This window comes from Chitinophaga oryzae (assembly GCF_012516375.2).
GTDB lineage: Bacteria > Bacteroidota > Bacteroidia > Chitinophagales > Chitinophagaceae > Chitinophaga > Chitinophaga oryzae.
The window spans coordinates 4798105-4817507 of record NZ_CP051204.2; the positions used below are offsets into that span (position 1 = coordinate 4798105).

The following is a 19403-nucleotide window of genomic DNA, read 5'->3' on the forward strand; positions in this document are numbered from 1 at the left end:
CCAGTAAATGTTGATGGACAGCGATTACAATTCGTGTACGTCGTAAGCCGTATCGCTTTCCGCTGCAGTAGTTGCAGACAGTGCATGGATACAGGCTGCCAGCCGGGCGATGTTCTTACATTCAAACAGTTTGCTGACAGAGAGATGAACGGCCAGCTTCCGTTTGAGATGCGCAACGACCCTTACCGCCAGCAGCGAGTCTCCGCCCAGTTCAAAGAAATCATCGTATATGCCTACCTGTGGCACTTCCAGCAGCTCCTGCCAGATAGCGGCCAGGTCTGCCTCCATCGTATCACGTGGCGCCACGAATGTTCCTTTGTGCAGATCGTCGGGGTCCGGTAAAGCACGACGGTCGATTTTACCGCTGGCCGTTACCGGCAATTGTTCCATCGGTATCAGCAGCGCCGGCACCATATATTCCGGCAGCTTTTCTTTCAGGTAGCGGAGGATGCCTTCTTTGTCGAATGCTCCCTGTGGCACGATGTATCCGACCAGCCGTTTGTTATCAGCGCCGTCGGCTCTCGCCAGTACCACGGCCTCGCTGACGAGACCGCACTCCAGTAGTACTGTTTCTATTTCTCCCAGCTCAATACGGAATCCGCGTATTTTCACCTGATGGTCTATACGGCCGATGTATTCGATATTACCGTCGGACAACCAGCGGGCGGTGTCTCCGGTGCGGTACAACCGGGCGCCGGGGACCGTGCTGAAAGGATGCGGAATAAATTTCTCTGTGGTAAGTGTTTCCCTGTGGAGATAGCCGCGGGCCAGGTTAGCGCCGCCGATACACATCTCCCCTGCCACGCCGATGGGGCATAATGCACCGTAGCGATCGAGTATATATACTTCAACGTTAGCGATGGGCTTTCCGATGGTCACCACATTATCTTCCCGTATCGGCTGGTCCGTGAGTGTGGTACATACCGTATTCTCCGTAGGCCCGTACGCGTTAATCAGCCTGATACCTTTGCCTTGCAGGTACTTCCCGTCTTCCCGGTTCAGCGGCTCACCTGCAGACACGATGGTCCTTACCGGTCCCAATACGTCCTTGATGATATGCTGGTAAGAAGGCGGCAGCGTCACCAGGTCTACCCGTTGCGTTTCGACCAGTTCCGCAAAGCTGTCAGCCGATAGCAGGTCTTCCTTGCGTGGCAGCACGAGGACACCGCCACTCAACAGTGTGTTGAATATCTCGTAGCAGGAGGCGTCAAAACCAAAGGAGGCAAACTGGAGCGAGCGCATACCGGGCTTCAGCCACAGGGCATCTCTCTGGCTGAGGGCCAGGTTAACCACGCCGCGATGCTCCAGCATCACCCCTTTAGGCTTGCCGGTGGAACCGGACGTATAGATCACATAGGCCAGGTCTTCCGGCTTCGGCAGCCTTGCCGGCGCCGCCACCGGGCAACTACCGATAGCATCGGCTTCTTCATCTACCAGCACAATGGTGGCATCGGCATTGGCTGCACGTAACTTCCCGCTGCAGCCGGCACTGCTGACCATCACATCGGCGCCGGTATCGGACAGCATATAACTGATACGGTCCGCCGGATACTCCGGATCAACAGGCACGTAGGCGGCCCCGGCTTTCAGGATGCCCAGGATACTGATGATCATTTCCAGCGAACGTTCGAGGCACACCGGTACGAGAGACCTGTTGGTCACACCTTTGCTGCGGAGGTAATGGGCCATCTGCGCAGCACGTTCGTCCAGTTCACGGTAAGTCAGCTGCTGGCCGGTGAAGATCAGCGCGGTAGCTTCCGGTTGCAGGTCCACCTGCACTTTCAGCTGATCGATAATAGTATGGTGAAGCGGATAATCTGCCGCTGTTGCATTGAACGTATGCAGGAGGGTTGCCGTCTCCGCTTCGCTCAACAGCGTCATCGTACCGATACTGGTGTCCGGGGTAGCCACGGCTGTACGCAGCAGTTGCTCATAATGCCGGGCCATCCGCCGGATAGTATCTTCGCGGAAGAGGTCTGCGCAATATTCCACGCAGCCGCGGAGCTCCCCGCCTACTTCCTCCATGGTGAAATTGAGGTCCACTTTGGAAGAAGTGTATGGAATATCTTCCAGGGCAAATTGTACGTCCTGTAGTTTTAAGTCAGGTACTTCCGGCGCGTTCTGTAGTACGAAAGCAGCCTGGAATAAAGGTGTACGGCTCACGTCGCGGTCCTTCACCACGGCATCCACGATTCTCTCGAAGGGCACTTCCTGATGGGTAAACGCACCCAGCGTAGTTGTTTTCACCTGTTGCAGGAAAGTGGTGAATATGGGGTTATTGCTCAGATCAGCGCGCAGCGCGATGGTATTGATAAACAACCCTATCAGCCCTTCCGATTCGTGCTGTGTTCTGCCCGCCACAGGGCTGCCTACACAGATATCATCCTGTCCGCTGTAACGATGCAGGAGCACATTATAAGCTGCCAGCAAGGTCATAAACAGGGTTACTCCTTCTTCGTGGCATAATGACCGTAGCCTGCCGGTCAGCTCCTCGTCGATCATAAACCAGTAGCGCGCGCCGCGGTTGCTTTGTACCGCCGGACGGATGAAGTCTGTTGGCAACTGCAGTGGCGCCACGTCTGTCAACTGGCGTTTCCAGTAGCCCAGCTGCTGTTCCAGCACGTCGCCTGACAGGTAATTTCTCTGCCAGATGGCGTAGTCGGCATATTGCACCGGCAGCGCTTTCAGTTGCGGCGTACGGCCTTCCACGCCGGCGGCATATAGTTCCATCAGTTCATTCACCAGGATGGTGTTGGACCATCCGTCGGAAGCAATGTGGTGTAGTATCACCACCATCACATGTTCCTGTTCAGACAGGGTGACCAGGTGCACCCGCAGCATATAGTCGTGCTGCAGATCGAATGGTACGGCTACCAGCCGGGCTATCTCTTCATGCAGCGCCGCCACGTTATGCAGATAGTCAGGGCGGGAGGTCCTGTCCATGCGCCAGTTGCCGGCGGGCTTCACATGCTGATAGGCTTGACCGTCTTCCTGTTCCATGACGGTGCGCAACACCTCGTGCCTGTCCACGATCGTCCGCAAAGCGTTTTCCAGCACCTGTGGCTGCAGCCTGCCTTTGAGACGTAATACCGCCGGCACGTGATAGTGTACGCTGCCTTCCATCTGATCGATAAACCAGAAACGTTCCTGGCCGAACGACAGTGGCACCTGTTTGGGCCTGGCTTGTTTTACGACGGCAGGCACGGTGGTATCGACACGGTTATGGTCGAGGCGGGCCGACAGCATTTTGACAGTGGGATAGTCGAATACGTCGCCAATCACCACTTCGGCTGTCAGTTCCTTACGGATGGCGGAGATAAGACGGATGGCCAGCAGCGAGTGTCCTCCCAGTGCAAAGAAATCATCATGCAGCCCTACCTGGTCTACTTCGAGTAACCGGCTCCAGATGGCGGCCATCCTGATTTCCGTTGGTGTGGACGGCGCCGTGTAATCGTCGCCGGTAGTCACCGCTACTTCCGGATCGGGCAACGCTTTACGGTCGATTTTTCCGTTTGGCAGCAGCGGGAAATGGTCCAGCACCAGTATGGCCGATGGTTGCATATAATCCGGCAGTTCCTGGCGGATATAGGCGGTTACTCCTTCCCGGTTAAATTCGCCGTCCGGTACCACATAGGCGACCAGGCGCTTTTCACCGGAGGTGTCGGCTTTTACCAGCACCACGGCCTGCCTCACGCTTTCGGCGGCCGTTAATACAGAGGCTATTTCCCCTGGCTCCACGCGGTATCCCCTGATCTTGACCTGATCATCGATGCGGCCCAGGAAGAGGATATTGCCATCCGGCAGATATTTCACCAGATCGCCGGTTCGGTACAACCGGTGGCCGGCGTCTGGGTGGAATGGGTCAGTAATAAATTTATTCTCCGTGAGCGCCGGCTGATGTAAATACCCTTTGGCCACACCGGCGCCGCCAATCAGCAGTTCTCCCGGCACGCCCACAGGGCATAGCTTTCCGTCCGGGCTCACAATATAAACGCTGGTATTGGAGAAAGGCTTACCGATGGGCACGGTCTTCCCGTATACCTGTTCAGGGTTTACTACATGCAGTAATTTTCCGATAGTCGTTTCCGTTGGGCCATAGTGGTTCACCACCGTGCAGGAGGCTTTGGCCGCGCGGATACTGTCTGTCACGCCGCTGTCCAGCGCCTCGCCACCGAATATCAGCAGCTTTTGATGCAGCAACAGTTCGTCGCCGGAGCACAGCGCTTTCCAGTGGGAAGGCACTATCTTAATAACATCCAGCGGGCGCCGGCGCAGGTAGCTATTGATTTTCTTCGGGTCGTTGATCGTGTCTTTGGAGAAGAGATGCAGCGCCCCGCCTGTCAGCAGCGATCCGAATATCACCGTATTGCCGAGGTCTGTCGCGATACTGGACAATAAGCCGAAGGTGCGGCAATCTTCCAGGGGTGTTGCTGCTTTCAGGCCGTACGTATAGTCGACAAGGTTACCATGGGTTACCTGCACCCCTTTAGGCTGACCGGTACTGCCGGAAGTGTAAATCACGTAAGCCACGCTGTCCGGCGTAATAACCGCCTGTAAGCGGGACGTCGCCAGCGCCGCGATTTTCGCGGCGTTGCCGTCGATCGTCATCACCTGCAGCGATGCCCGTTGCGGCAGCAAGTCCTTGCAGGCATTGCTGCTCACAACAATGCGGGCGCCGGTATCTTTCAGCACATAAGCGATCCGTTCGGCGGGGAAATCAGGATCAATGGGCACATACGCCGCTCCTGCTTTCAGAATACCCAACATGCCGGCGATCATTTGTACGGACCGTTCTATGCACAGCGGTACCAGCTCACCGGGTTGTACTCCCAGGTTACGAAGGTACCGGGCCAGTTGGTTAGACTGGTCTTCCAGTTGCCGCCAGGTTAGGCTGTCTTCTTCAAAGACTACCGCGGTTTCCTGTTCCACCCGTGCTGCCTGTGCTTCCACCAGGCTAACGACCGTTGCTTCCTGTGGATAGTCTACGGAAGATGTATTCAGCAGCGTAGTTTTTTCGGCCGGCGTCAGCGGTTCTATGTCCGCCAGTAGGTTCGCCTGGTGTGTAATGATTTGTTCCAGCGTCTCCCGGAAGTGACCGGCCATCATCCGCACAGCAGTCGCCGGCAGCAGGTCGCTGTTATAAGCAAACAACAACGTCGTTTCTGACGCGATGCCGATGATAATCGTCAACGGATAGTTGGTATGCGGGTGTATCTGTACATTCCTGATCTTCAACGCCCAGTCGCGGGCTTCCAGCACGTCGTTAACCGGATAGTTCTGGAAGGTAAGGGAGCTGTCGAAAAGATCGCCGCCCACGCCTGTCCATTGCTGCACGTCGTTCAGGCTGGCATACTGGAAGTCGCGGCTTTTCAGCTGCCCCGCCTGTATGGCCTGCAGCCATGATACGATGTCCTGTTGCCCGTCCACACGGGTGTGCAGCGGCAGGGTGTTGATGTACAGACCGACTCTGTGTTCCACACCGGAAAGATCGTCCGGCCTTCCGGATACGGTTACTCCATAGGAGATTTCGTTTCGGCTGGTGTAGCGATGTAACAGGTACGCCCATACGCCTTCCATCAGCGTGCTGGTAGTGATATGATGTTGCTGTGTGAAAGCAGTCAACTGCTGCGTAAAGGTAGCGTCGAGTGTGAGCAGATGCTCCAGGTAAACGCCGCTGCCTTTGGTCCTCGCAGCTGCTGCCTCAATAAACGGCAGCAGGGTGCCTTCTGTCGCGCCTTGCAGGTATTGGGACCAGAAAGCCTGCAGTCGCGCTTTGTCCTGTTTCTCCTGGTAACGGATATAGTCTCCGAAATGGTCCACCGTCAGGGCAGGCAGTTCGTTACCGGTAACCAGCAGCTCATAGGTATTGAGCAGGCTGTCCACCAGCACGGACAGCGACCAGCCATCCAGCAGCATATGATGGGATGTCCATAACATGCGGTAGGTATTGTCCTGCAGCCGGACCAGGGCCAGGCGTGTAAGCGGCGCTTCACGGAAATCAAATCCCTGGCGCAGGTCTTCCGCCTTAAAAGCGGCAAAAGCCTCTTCCTGCGCCGCTTTGCCAAGGTGGGTATAATCGAGTACTGTCACCGGTATTTCCACCTGCTCATATACGCACTGTACAGGAATGGTGAATTCATCATAATAAAATCCGGTGCGCAGAATAGTATATTGTTGTAACAGCCGGTTCCAGCTTTGTATGAAAGCATGCGGGCGTAATTGCTCCAGGTCGCACACAAATTGTTCTATATAGGTGCCGCCTTCACCATCATACAGACTATGGAAAAGCATACCTTCCTGCAGTCCGCTGAGCCGGTATAAACCGGACATCTGTCTGCGGCGGCTGACGCCTTTGTAAGGCGCCTCCAGGAAGCGGTCCAGCTCTTCCCAGCTGATCTCCTGCCCCAGGCCATAATCGGCTGGTGTGACCATTGTTTCCTGCCGGGAAACACAATGCTGTATCAGTGTTTCCAGTTGCGACAGGTAGTCTGCCGCCAGCTGTGTTATTGTTGTGGGATTGTAATGCTGATGGCTGTACTTCCATTGTATCACCAGCGCTCCGTCCTGTACGATACAATCGACTACCATCTTTTCATTGACCGGAAGCGCCGGCGACAGGCCTGTACCGGAAGATTCCCTTGCCAGGCCGATATAGCTGCCGGCCTGCGTCACATTGTCCGCCTGTCCGAGGTAGTTGAAGATGATATCCCAGGGATGGCTGCCTTGCAGCGACGGTACTTTATGGAGGTACTTCAGCACGCCGTAACCAATCCCTTTATCGGCGATCTTACGCAGGCTTTCTTTCACTGTTTTCAGCAGCGCCTCCGGTCCTTCGCCTTCAGCAGCGGGCAGGTATACGGGGTACAGCGAAGTAAACCAACCAACGGTGCGGCTGGTATCTATATCGGCGGCAATGTCTTCACGGCCGTGGCCTTCAAGACCAATAACAGTCCCCGCGGCGCCGCTCCAGGCCGACAATATACGGGTCAATGCCGCCAGTAACAGGTCATTCACCTCCGTCCGATAAGCTGATGCGGTGCGTTGTAACAGCTGTTGCGTGGAGGTGGCGTTCAACCGCACCTCGTGGGTACGTATGTCCGCTGCCGTTATTCTGCCGTTACTGCTAAAATCCGTTGGCAGCGGAAGATAACGTTCCCTGACCTGTTCCCAGAATGCCTGCTGGCTTTGCAACCTGGCGGACTGGCCATAACTGACCAGCGCCTGCTGCCATTGCCGGTAAGAGGTGCCTTTCGGCGCCGCCAGCGCCCCGGAGCCTTCCTTCAGCAGCAACGCAAGATCTTCCAGCAGGATACGCCACGACACGCCGTCAACTGCGAGGTGATGGATCACCACCAGCAGCCGGTTACCCGTTTCTGTTGCAGGCGTACGCAGGAATACTGTTCTGACGAGGATACCATTTTCAAGACTAAGGGTAGCATGGTAATGATCCGCCAGCTCCTGTATCCGGCCTGCCAGTTGACCTGCCGGCGTTTCCCGCAGGTCTTCCACTTCCAGCATACCCTGATAGTCGCCATACGTCTGCGTCCATTCCTTTCCATCATAACGGAACCTGAAGCGAAGGCTGTCATGAGCAGCCAACAGCTGTTTTACGGCGGTTGCCAGCGTATCAGCATCTATCTGTTTGCTGACCGTCAGCAACAGGCTCTGGTTGAAATAAGGTGCGTCGGGACCGGCGGTTTCCAGGTACCACTGCTGGATGGGCAGCAGACCGCTGTCCCCTGTGAGCAGGCCCTGCTCACCTGTCAGCGCTGATTGGCTGCGTGACTGCAATTCAGCCGCCAGCGCAGCAATATGCTGACAGGTAAAGATATCGCGGGGCTGGAAGTTCAGGCCAGCCTTTCTGGCGCGGCTCACCAACTGTATGGTGATGATGGAATCTCCGCCGGATTCGAAGAAATTATCGTAAACGCCTATACGCGGCAGGTTGAGCAATTGTTGCCATATCTCCGCCAGTATGCGCTCCGTTTCATTACGTGGTGCAGTATAGGCATTTGCCGTTACTGTTGAGAAGTCGGGGTCCGGCAACGCTTTGCGGTTTACCTTTCCGCTGGCCGTCAGCGGAATGGCTTCCAGCGGTACCGTGATGGCGGGCACCATGTATTCCGGGAGCCGCTCCCTGAGTGCGGATACGATTACTTCCTTGTCAAATGTGGCAGCCGGCACCACGTATGCGACCAGGCGTTTATGACCACCGGCATCTTCCTTCACTACAACGGCGGCATCATTGACCAGCTGCGTATCCAGCAGCGCGTTTTCTATTTCGCCCGGCTCTACACGGAAACCGCGGATCTTCACCTGATCGTCTATGCGGCCGAGATATTCGATGTTGCCATCCGGCAGCCAGCGGCACAGGTCACCGGTACGGTACATCCTGGCTCCGGCAGCCTGGCTGAAAGGATCAGCCACAAATTTTTCGGCAGTCAGGTCCAACCGGTTCAGATAGCCTCTCGCTACCTGTATGCCGGCAATATGCAACTCACCGGCAATACCTGGAGGCAGCAGATGACCGGCTTTATCGAGGATATAAAGCCGGGTATTGGCGACAGGCTTACCTATCGGCACAATATCAATATGACCGGGCGTTGCAGGGGCATGCCAGCAGGTGACCTCGATCGCAGCTTCCGTAGGGCCGTACAGGTTATACAGGTCCACATTCGGCAGCTTCTCTCTTACCGCCAGCACCTGTTGCGGTTTCAGGGCTTCGCCGCTGCACAGCACCCGCTGCAGCGAAGGGCAGGCGCCGCTGTCAATATTTTCAAGGAATACATTCAATAACGACGGCACAAAATGAATGGTAGTGATACCATAATGCTGTATGGCGGCCTGTAGGTAGTCCGCGTCCTTTTGGCCGTCCGGCCTCGCAAATACCAGTTTAGCGCCGGAAACCAACGGCCAGAACAGCTCCCATACCGATACGTCGAAGCTGAAGGTGGTCTTCTGCAATACCGCATCTTCCGGCAGCAGGCCAAAATAATCCTGCGCCCACTGCAGGCGGTTGACCACGCCTTTGTGTTCGTTCATCACCCCTTTGGGCATACCGGTGGAACCGGAAGTATAGATCACATAAGCGAGGCTTTGAGGAGTTATGGTCACCGCCGGCGCCGCAGCGGCGTAGCGGTGAATAAGCGGCCAGTCGGTATCCAGTCGCACGGCGGTCACGCCTGCCGGCACCAGCGCGGCTGTCCTGCTGTCGGCCAGTACCACCGTCGCCCGGGTGTCTTTCAGCATATAGCGGACCCTTTCTTCCGGATAACCCGGGTCTATGGGCACGTAAGCTCCGCCGGCGCGCAGCACGCCCAGGATGGCCACGATCATGGCGCCGGAGCGTTCGAGCAGGACGGGCACCAGTGTTTCCCTCCCAATTCCTTTATCCTGCAGAAAACCGGCCAGCTGCGCTGAACGTTCTTCCAGCTGACGGTAGGTCAGCGTCTCGTCTTCAAAGACGACAGCAATGGCTTCGGGCGTACGGTGCACCTGTTCCAGGAAAAGGCTGACCAGCGTTTGGTTTTCAGGGTAACTTTCATCCGTATCGTTAAAAGCGGCCAGCTGACGGCGCTCTGCATCGGTCAGCCATTCCAGGTCCTGTACCAGGGCATCTGCAGACGACGTTAGCTGTCGCAATACCTGTTCGAAGTGACCTGCCATAGCCTGAACATCGGCAGAAGAAAGTATGCCCGCATTGTAATTAAAACTGATGCGGGTCTCCTCACCTGCTTCGATGATCACACTCAGCGGATAATTGGTATGTTCCTCAACAGCAAGGTTGTCTATCCGCAGCCGCCAATTTTCGGTTTCCAGTGCTTTACCGACGGGATAGTTTTCAAACACCAGCAGGGTATCAAACAAATCACCGGAGATACCTGCGCCGCGCCGGATGGTATCCAGGCCGGTATATTGAAACTCCCTGCTTTCCAGCTGGGAGGCCTGTATTTCCTGCAGCCAGGAGACCACGCGGCTGTTTTCCCGCACCGCCGTATGCAACGGCAGCGTATTGATATACAAGCCTACCCGCTGTTCCACGCCTGGAAGATCTTCCGGGCGGCCGGACACTGTAACGCCGTAGGTCACTTCGCTGCGGCCGGTGTAGCGGGATAACAGGTACGCCCATACGCCCTGCATAATCGTATTGATCGTAAGCCGCTGCTGCTGCGCAAAACGCGTCAGTACGGCAGTAGCATTCCTGTCCAGCGACACCGTTGCCGTGTTATAAACACCGGCGCCTTTATTTCGTTCCGTGGCTGCGTGGATGAATGGCAACAGCGTGCCTTCATCGGTATCTTTCAGGTACCCCTGCCAGTAAGCCGCTGCCTGCGCCTTGTCCTGCTGCTCCACGTAACGGATATAATCGTTGTACCGGTCTTTTTCGTATGGTTCAGGGGGCTCTCCGGCAGACAGTCTTCCGTAGGTGCGTAACAGGTTCTCCAGCAACAACGCCATGGACCAGCCGTCAAACAGGATATGATGGAACGTCCACAGCATCCGGTAGCGCTTATCATTCAACCGTATCAGCGCCACCCGCATGAGGGGCACTACGGTAAAATCGATGCCTTTTTCGCGGTCTGCCGCCTCATAGTCTCTCAATGCCTGTTGCCGCGCCTCTTCCGTCAGGTGGCTGAAGTCCAGCAGTTCAAAAGGCATCTCTGCCTCGCGGTAAGCGCATTGCAACGGTATGCTGAAATCATCATAATAAAAACCGGTGCGTAATATGCTGTAGCGGCTGAGAAGATGATTCCAGCTCTGTTGCAGCGCATCGATGTCCGGCGCTTCCAGGTCGCATCTCAGCTGCTGGAAGTAAGCCGCATTTTGACTTTCGTACAGGCCGTGAAAGAGCATTCCTTCCTGAAGGCCGCTGAGGCGGCAGATATCCTCCACCTGCGCCTGTCGTTCCGCCCCCCTGAAGTCTGCAGCCATAAAGGCATCCAGCTCCTCCATGCTGACAATACCGCCCAGCCCGAAATCGGAGGGCGTAAAAACAGCGTGGCGCACAGCCGTACAATGCGCGATCAAAGTTTCCAGCTGCTCAAGATACCCGGCGGACAAGGCGATAATATCTGCCTCTTCGAAATGCAGCGTACTATAGCTCCAGTCCAGCACGAGCGCTCCGTTTTGAATGATGCTGTTGACCGCTATTTTTTCCTGTACGGGATAGTCCGGCGCTACCGACTGTCCCGGCAGCTCAGCTGCATAACGCAACGGGCCGTCGTTTCCTGTCAGGTTGTCCAACTGCCCCAGGTAGTTAAACACGATGTCCCATGGATCACCGCCTTGCAGCGCAGGGACTTTGTTAAGATATTTCAGTACCCCGAAGCCGATGCCCCTGTCGGGCACCTGGCGGAGTTGTTCTTTGATCGTTTTCAATGTGGCGCCTGTACCGGCCTGCCCCGCGATATCCAGCAATACCGGGTACAGCGAGGTAAACCAACCAACGGTACGCGTAGTATCGATACCTTTAGCGATATCCTCCCTTCCGTGGCCTTCCAGGCCGATGACCACCTGTTGCCGGCCATCCCATGCAGCTACGGCCTGCGCCAGTGCGCACAGCAGTATATCGTTGATGGCGGTATGATAGGCTTTGGGGCTTCCTGCAGCAGCGCGGTTGTTTTTGCAGCATCCAGCCGTACCTGCCGTGTGCGTATATCCTTCAGCGTAGCAGGCCGCACATTGGTTTTCTGTTTGCTTAGCGGCGCATAGTGGCCGGTAATTTTCTCCCAATAAGCCGGCTGACCGGACAGCAACGCCTGGCTTCCATAGCCCGCCAGCGCTTCCCGCCATTGGCGCACAGAAGCGCCTTTAGCACCCAGCACAGCTTCCGCCTGTTTGTTGTCTTTATTTTTCAGCAATAATGCCAGGTCTTCCAGTATAATTCTCCAGGACACGCCATCTACCGCCAGGTGATGGATAGCCAGTAACAAATAGTTATGTGCTTCCGTCGAAGGTGTCAGGAGCAGGGTGGCGTGCAATAAATCGCCGGTGGCAATATCCAGGCTGCGATGGGCCGCGTTAGCGTACGACAGCAGCTGTTCCTGCATGGCCGCCACCGGGGTAGCGCGGAGATCTGCCACTTCCAGGCTGCCTTCCGCAGTACCATAGCGCTGTGTCCAGCCGGTGGCGCCCTGCTGACAGGTAAAACGCAGCGCGTCGTGATAACGCACCAGTCCTGCTACGGCGTTGGCCATGGCTTCCGGCGTAATATGTTTATCTACCGCTATCGACAGTCCCTGGTTATAGTAAGACACCGTAGGCGGTTCGCTATCAAAATACCATTGCTGAATCGGCAACAAACCGCTTTCGCCGGTGAGCGTGCCTTGTTCCCCTGCATGTACTGTCTCCTGCCCGGCGCCCAGCATGGCAGCGAGGCCGCCGATGGTCTGGTGCAGGAAGAGATCGCGGGGATGCAGGTGGTAGCCTGCACGACGGGCGCGGCTCACCACCTGGATGGTAATAATAGAGTCACCGCCCAGCTCAAAAAAATTATCGTTTAGCCCTACCCGTTCTACCCCGAGCAGGTCCTTCCATATGAGGGCCAGCGCCTGTTCTGTGGCAGTATGCGGCGCTATATATTCATTCGTCAGCACAGCACCCGCGTCGGCATCGGGCAACGCTTTTTTATCAACCTTACCGTTACGCGTAAGCGGTAGTTTATCCAATGCTATGAGAATGGCCGGCACCATGTATTCCGGCAGCTGTTCTTTCAGGTAGGCCAGGATAGCGGCTTTGTCGTATACGCCGTTGGGCACCACATAACCAATCAACCGTTTGTTGCCTTTGCCATCGGCCTTCGCCAGCACTACCGCCTGGTTGACCAGCTTACATTTGGTCATCACGCTTTCTATCTCTCCCAGCTCGATACGGAATCCGCGTATTTTCACCTGGTCGTCTATACGACCGAGGTATTCCACTGTTCCATCCGGCAGCCAGCGGCCGAGGTCACCGGTACGGTACATACGGGCGCCGGGTTCATGGCTGAACGGGTCGGCGACAAACCGTGTTGCCGTTAGGTCCGGACGATGAAGGTATCCTCTCGCCAGCCCGGCGCCGCCCACATGCAGCTCTCCGGCTACGCCGGGGGGTACCAGTCCGCCGTAGGGGTCCAGGATGTACAGGCTCAGGGTAGGAATAGGTACCCCGATAACGCTGCCGCTGTTGGCATGATGTAATGCGATCGGCTGGTAGGTGACGTGCACCGTAGTTTCTGTAATGCCGTACATATTGATCAGCCGGCAGTTGCCGTATCGTTGCAGCCAGGGCTGTACCTTTCCGGGGTTTAATGCTTCTCCGCCAAAGATCACATACCGCACCGGCACGGTATCCGTGGCGCCGGTCAGGTAGTCCTGCAGGACGTAAAAAGCGGAAGGCGTCTGGTTGAGGATGGTCACCTTCTCCCGCAGCAACAGTTCCCCGAAAGCCATCGCATCCTGCGCTACCGGCTTAGGCACTATCACGAGGCGGCCGCCATAGAACAGCGCGCCGTACATTTCCCAGACGGAGAAGTCGAAGCAGAAAGAGTGGAACATCGTCCAGACGTCTGCGCTGTTAAAATCATACAACGGCGCCTCGGTCTCAAACAGCCGCACTACGTTGCGATGCTCAATGAGCACGCCTTTGGGGTTACCGGTAGAACCGGAGGTATAGATCACGTAAGCGAGGTTAGACGGCCGCAATGATGTGACCGGCGGCGCCGTTTTGTATGCGGCAGGCGTACGCAGCTTCTTATCTGCGGCCACCAGCACGATATCTTTGCGGTTGGTTTTTAGTTTGTCCTTGCAGGCACTGCTGGTCACTACTACCCTGGCAGCGGTATCTTCGATAATAAAGCGGACCCGCTCTTCCGGGTAATCCGGATCGACAGGCACGTAGGCGCCGCCGGCTTTCAGGATACCCAGGATACCGATGATCATCTCCGGAGAACGCTCCAGGCAGATAGGCACAAGCGTATCTTCTTCCACTCCCTTTTCCCGCAGGTGATGCGCCAGCTGGTTGGAGCGCGCATGTAATTCACCGTAGGTCAACGTCGTTCCGTCCAGTGATACTGCAACGGCATCGGGCGTACGAAGCGCCTGTTCTATCAGCAGGTCTACCATGGTTTTCTCCCTGGGATAACCGACAGCAGCAGCGTTGAATGTTCCCAGCAACTGTTCTCTTTCACCGGCAGTCAGCATCGGCAGCAGCCCGATTTTCTCCTGCGGCGCCGCTACAACGCTGCGCAACAGTTGTTCGAAATGCCCCCATAAGCGGATAATCGTCTGCCGGGTGAACAGATCGCTGCAATATTCCAGGTTCACATCGATACCGTCCGGATTTTCTACGGCAGAAAAATTCAGATCGAACAACGTGGTCGTATGTTCGATCTCTTCAGTCTTAACAGTCAAACCACCGAGGCGGAGCATAAAGTTGTCCGACATTTTCTCCAGGCCAAAAACGACCTGGAACAACGGCGCTCTGCTAAGGTCCCGGTTGGTGACCACCGCATCCACTATCTTTTCAAACGGCACTTCCTGGTGTTCATAAGCACCCACTGTTGTTTCTTTTACCTGTTGCAGCAGGTCAGTAAAGGCAGGATTATTGCCAAGGTCGCTGCGCAGGGCGAGCGTATTTACAAAGAATCCGATCAGTCCTTCCGCTTCTTCCTGCAACCTGCCGTCAACGGGGCAACCTACGCAGATGTCATCCTGTCCGCTATAGCGGTGCAGCAGCACTTTAAATGTTGCCAGCAGGGTCATGTACAGCGTGACGTTCTGTTCGCGGGAAAGTAGCCGCAGCCGGCCGGTCAGCTCCTTATCTATTTTGAAAGGGATCAAGGCGCCGTTGGTACTTTTCCGGACACCCCGGCTACCGTCTCCCGGCAGCTCCAGTAAAGCGGTGCCGGACAACTTTTTTCGCCAGTAGTCCAGTTTGTTTTCCAGGAAGCGGCCCCGCAGGTGTTTACGCTGCCACAGCGCATAGTCTGCATATTGAACAGGAAGCGGCGGTGTCGTGTCTGTACGGCCACCGGAATAAACGGCGTACAGTTCCTCCACTTCATTAAACAGGATGGACATGGACCAGCCGTCTACCGCAATATGGTGAATGACTATCACCAGAATATGTTCTTCTGCCGACAGCCTGATGAGATGTACACGGAGCGGATGGTCCCGGCCCAGGTCGAAAGGAGCATTGATCAACGTGCCGATGCAGGCGCTCAGTTGTATGGCATCTGCGGTCTCGCTCGTATCAGCCGTAAAGCCAAGATGCCACCGGTCTTTTTCCAGCACATGCTGGTACGGCCGGCCTTCTTCCTGTAAGATGACCGTCCTCAGTATTTCGTGGCGGTTCACGATCGCCTGAAAAGTGCGTTCCAGCGAAGCTGTGTCCAGGCGGCCGCTGATACGGAACGCGCCTCTCAAATGATATTGCACCGACCCTTCCAGCTGATCAATGAACCAGAGGCGTTCCTGGCCAAAAGACAGAGGAACATGTCCTTCAAAGATACCAGCCAGCGGAGTGATCGTCGTCGTGTAATCCTGTTCGTTATCCTGTTGCTTCAGGTATTCGATCAGCCTGACTTTATGTTCCTTTAGTTTCGCAAGAAACGACTCATCGAGTTCCCTGTCATCCGCTATATTCAGTAACAGGCTATCGTCTTCAAAAGATATTGTGACCCCATTTTCAGTTGCCTGCTGCAACAGGGCTAAAATATCGTTAGTATTTAAACTGGGCATTGTGCTTGGATTTAATGAAGTTTCCGGGAACGGCGCAGGAGCGCCGGCCAATAGTGCGTCAGACAACGTATGTGCGGCGTTTTTTTAAGCGACAGTGGCCGATTGCAGCTTATGCGCCAGTTGCGCCGCCCACTCCGGATTGTAGATCGTGTCCAGGTAGGAATGGCCTTTGTCGGGGAAGACGAGCAGTGAATTCGGAGGTTTGGGAAAGGACTGCTGACGGAAATAATTTTTAGCGGCAAGATATACGGCGCCGGAAGAAGCCCCCGCAAAGATCACCTGTTCATTAAGCAATTCGAGGCAGCCTTTCACGATATCTGTTTGTGAAAGGATCACCACATCATCTATGAGGGCGTTTTTTATGATAGGCGGCACCTGGCTGGCGCCGATACCGGAGATGTATCTTTTTACCGGCGGCGCGTTGAAGATCACGGAACCTTCTACATCTACCCCTACTATTTTAATATCAGGGCGCTCCGCTTTAATACTGCTGGAGATGCCCGTGATGGCGCCGCTGGAGCTTACCGCCACAAACACGTAGTCGATGGGCTCCGGACAAGCCAGGATTTCTTTTGTCAGTCCGTAATAGCCTTTGTAATTATTGGGATCGCCGTATTGATCGGCGATAAAAGAATTTTCGATGGTGGTATGCAGGCGGTTGACGGTATCTATGCGGGTGAGCAGGTATCCGCCGGTATGATCGCGTTCTGTGATCTTCACCACCTTATAGGAGAGGATATTCAGCAGCGCTTCGTAAGCGCTGTTGATGTTCGGATCTATCACCGGGATAAATTTCAGGTCTAGCATTTTACAGATGGAAGCCACGGCAATAGCGAGGTTACCGGAGCTGGACGCGATGATGGTGGTATCTTTGTTGATATGGCCGGCTTTGATACCGTTGTAGATAATGCTGTAACCGGCGCGGTCTTTAGAGCTGCCGGAGAAATTGTTATACTCCAGTTTAGCCCACAAAGGGGTGTTGGTATTCCGGAGGGAAATGAGGGGGGTGTTGCCGATAAAAGCGGACAACTTTTCAAGCTGCTGTAGCATGTTTGCATTTTTATGGTAAAAAACCGGGGGTATACCTGCATCCGGGGAGGATGCAGGTAGCAGATTAGTTGGCGAATGATAATGGTGTTCAGGAAAGAAAAAGGAGCGTCATCAACAAACAATCGGAAAGGGCCGGCATTACTGCTCTTCCGCCACCAATGCTTCTTTTCTGTTGTACAGGAGCTCTTTTTCTCCATACAGCCGTTCAGCGATGATGCCTTTCGCTTCACATTCCTTTACCAGTTTGTTGGACTGGATGATCGGGTTGGATTCGTCGGTATATACGATGCTGCTGATAAATTCCAGCCAGGGTTCCATCCCCATGGCATATACATAAGCTTCTTTCGGGTGGAAGATATTCACCAGCGCCATCCCTTTCGGGCAGTCGGATCCTGCGAGCCTGCGGCTGCTGTCCTGGTCCCGGGTGATCTTTTTGGTCAGCAGCGGGCCGTACAGCCATGTGAGCGGAGCGCCGTCGCATTCCATGCCAAGGAACAGCACGTCCACGTCCCCGATCTGGTTATGAATTAGTTTATAAAGGGCAGATTCCACGATCCTGGAGTCGGCGAGGAACAACAGTTTGAAACCGCTGATCTGTACCAGGAAACAGGATTTGGTGAGAATGCTCATATCGCAGTGTTCACCGGTGAAAGGCAGGCCGGTGATGGTGGTATCCACAAATTCGATGGTTTCCATCGGATCTACCGCCACTACATTATCGAAGCCGATATTGTTGAACATCAGCTTCAGATCCGGGTCTTCCAGCTTGCCGCTGCAGGTACGCGGCACTATCAGGTTCCTGATTTTATGACGCAGGGGCAGCAGCGTTTCGAAGAGGATGTGGTCCTGGTGGTTGTGCGTGATCAGCACGTAATCAATTACATCCGGCAGGTCGGCATCGGAGAAGTGGTCGATACTGCTTTCATAGCCATAGTAGCTGATCAGCGGGTCTACGAGGATGCTCACGTCTTTTGTTTCCACGAGGATACAGGCGTGACCGAAATAGCGCATGCGGATTTTGTCGCCGGTATACCGTTTATAGGCTGGCGGCGGCGTTTCCGTAAAGAAGGTGTCAAACAGCGCCTCCTGCTCCGGGGTGATGCCGAAAATCGCTTTGATCTCCGACAGGGGGCGTGCCGTCCGTTTCATGCGGCTGATGGCGTCAATACCCGGGTGATCGAAGGGGATGTTGAGATGCAGCACATCCGGTTCATCGAGCCGGGGCGTACTGAGGCAGAAAGGCCGGTGGTCGTTGTTGGTGATCCACAGGGCGATGCTCTGTGCCTCTTTATTATAGAATTCACTTTTATACAGGAGTGATTCGAAGAAACGGTAGTCTGCATTATTATTGCGGTCGTAACACAGTTCCACATAGCCTTTGAGGATGTCCGGCACTTTTTCGTACAGGGGTTCCAGTCCGAAGCCTTTGCCTTCTGCGGCCAGTATTCTGTCCAGTTCTTTACAGGCTTTAGCGAATTCGATGGTCCGGTGCTGGCGTTTCAGGATATCTTCTTTCAGGGCACTCACTTCCGCTACCCTTCCGCCGTTGAAGTCCATGAAGGGACCGCCTTTCATTTTCGGATTCAGCACGGCTTCCGCATGGATAGCGGGATCGTCGAGGTAAGAGTCCATGATGGTGAGGTGGCGTCCGATGGTGTTCATGGCTGCTGTTGCCGGAGAGATCAGGTGACTCCAGGCATACCACCGGTCATACAATGGTTCCAGCACTACGTTGGGCTTGAGGTATACTTTTTTGTCGCTCATAATTGATATGATTTGTGATGTACAAGTAATTTTTTGGCGATGATGCTGACGATCTCGTAGGGGTATTTGAAGATAAAAAAGTGATGACCGGGCATTCGGCGGAAATCGACCGGCTTATGGGTTTCCTGTTGCCACAGGCGGATATCTTCGTGTTTCATATCTTCTCTCGTTCCGGTGATAACGGTAACGGGTATATCCAATGGTTCGTGGCGGATATGGGCGTAATTCTCCGACACTTTGAAGTCAGCGCGCAGGATGGGCTCTATAAAATCCAGCAGTTCATCGTTCTGCAGTATTTCATCAGGGCTTCCGTTGAGATTACGGACTTCCTCGATAAAAGATTTTTTATCCAGCAGGTGCCTTTTCTTCTCTGTTCTTGACAGTGCTGCGGGCCCGGAGGTGCCGGTGATAAAAAGATGCAGGGGTGGCATGCGGCCTTCTTCCCTGATTTTGCGGGCCAGGAGATAACAGAGCAGTCCCCCCATGCTGTGTCCGTAGATGGCGTAGGGCGCCTTGTCAATTTTATGCTCAACCTGCTGATAGAGGTCATTCACCAGCTGCCGTATATCTTCTTTCAGGGGTTCACTCATCCGCGTACCTCTGCCGGGATATTCCAGCGGGATAAGGTTCAGGAAAGATGGCAGGTGTTCTTCATACAACCGGTAGGAGTACTTGCTACCTCCGGCAAAGGGCAGACAGAAAAGATTGATTTTCTCCATATGTCAAAGTTTCCACGTTGTCAAAAAATCGGACATAGGAATCCCTGTCCGGGACCAGGGAGTCCGGTATCTGAGTTATAAAGGAATGACGACGACAGTCACCTGTATTACACAGCTGATGTCTGTCTGTTCCTGCATCATATCAGGGAAA

Annotated in this window: 5 protein-coding genes; all 5 read right to left on the minus strand. The window is 54.8% G+C overall.

What is annotated here, in order from left to right:
* Positions 1-24: 24 nt before the first annotated feature.
* Positions 25-11577, minus strand: a complete 11553-nt coding sequence (locus HF324_RS33655; RefSeq protein WP_258539555.1) for a non-ribosomal peptide synthetase — start codon at positions 11575-11577, stop codon at positions 25-27.
* Positions 11538-15719 (minus strand): non-ribosomal peptide synthetase, encoded by a 4182-nt coding sequence (locus HF324_RS19555; protein ID WP_168860588.1) that lies wholly within the window; start codon positions 15717-15719, stop codon positions 11538-11540. The genes HF324_RS33655 and HF324_RS19555 overlap by 40 nt, the downstream gene beginning before the upstream one ends.
* 84 nt (positions 15720-15803) lie before the next feature.
* Positions 15804-16769 (minus strand): pyridoxal-phosphate dependent enzyme, encoded by a 966-nt coding sequence (locus tag HF324_RS19560; protein ID WP_168804099.1) that lies wholly within the window; start codon positions 16767-16769, stop codon positions 15804-15806.
* A 138-nt stretch (positions 16770-16907) separates the two neighbouring features.
* A complete protein-coding gene (locus tag HF324_RS19565; RefSeq protein ID WP_168804100.1) occupies positions 16908-18533 on the minus strand; it encodes an MBL fold metallo-hydrolase in 1626 nt (541 codons plus the stop codon).
* Positions 18530-19252: a thioesterase II family protein gene (locus tag HF324_RS19570; protein WP_168804101.1), complete on the minus strand. Its 723-nt coding sequence runs from the start codon at positions 19250-19252 to the stop codon at positions 18530-18532. The genes HF324_RS19565 and HF324_RS19570 overlap by 4 nt, the downstream gene beginning before the upstream one ends.
* Positions 19253-19403: the final 151 nt, after the last annotated feature.

Bases quoted from the DNA above. Each gene is read 5' to 3' on its own strand.
- HF324_RS19555 (WP_168860588.1), bottom strand. From the start codon at position 15,719: ATGCCCAGTTTAAATACTAACGATATTTTAGCCCTGTTGCAGCAGGCA.
- HF324_RS19570 (WP_168804101.1), bottom strand. From the start codon at position 19,252: ATGGAGAAAATCAATCTTTTCTGTCTGCCCTTTGCCGGAGGTAGCAAG.
- HF324_RS19560 (WP_168804099.1), bottom strand. From the start codon at position 16,769: ATGCTACAGCAGCTTGAAAAGTTGTCCGCTTTTATCGGCAACACCCCC.
- HF324_RS19565 (WP_168804100.1), bottom strand. From the start codon at position 18,533: ATGAGCGACAAAAAAGTATACCTCAAGCCCAACGTAGTGCTGGAACCA.